General features: G+C 47.4%; 1 pseudogene. It reads right to left on the bottom strand.

The features are described from left to right. Window positions 1-150: 150 nt before the first annotated feature. Window positions 151-661: pseudogene (locus A3738_RS05200) on the bottom strand (recombination factor protein RarA); the annotation flags it as partial.

Genomic DNA, 661 nt, shown 5'->3' with positions numbered 1-661 from the left:
ATCGGAAACGACTAAGGAACTAAATGCTAAAAAAACAACTACTAAGCGCTTCATGAAGCGACCAATCTCCTAGAACAAAAACGGAAAAAGTATACTGAAGTAATGAAATGAAAAATGTGCGTGTGTCGATACATCAGACGCAGCACCACCTTAATCGGAGGAATATCGCTGGTTATTTGATGTCTTATTGGCTTCTCTCAGAGCTTTCACACGCTCCGAAATCTTAATTTCCAAACCTCGCTCAACCGGTTCATAAAAACAAGTACCATCAATCTCCTCCGGAAAATAAGACTCCCCTGCAGCAAAGGCAAAAGGTTCATCATGCGCATAGCGATATCCCTCCCCCATTCCCTGTTCCGCCATCAACTTAGTTGGTGCATTACGTAAATGCATTGGAACATCACGATACACATCACTCTGCACGAAGGAACGACTCGCCTTATAGGCCGTATAAACAGCGTTACTCTTCGGCGCGACCGCAAGATACACGACCGCCTGCGCCAAACTGAGTTCGCCTTCAGCCTGACCCAATCGTTCGAGCGCCTCCCACGCATTCAGTGCGAGCGTTAAGGCTCTCGGATCCGCATTACCGATATCTTCGCTAGCCATACGAACTACTCGGCGAGCGACATAAAATGGGTCACAGCCACCTTGCAACATC

The organism is Oleiphilus sp. HI0066, assembly GCF_001635725.1.
Note: the sequence above shows the minus strand (reverse complement) of the source record. Positions and strands in the feature narration are given on the sequence as shown.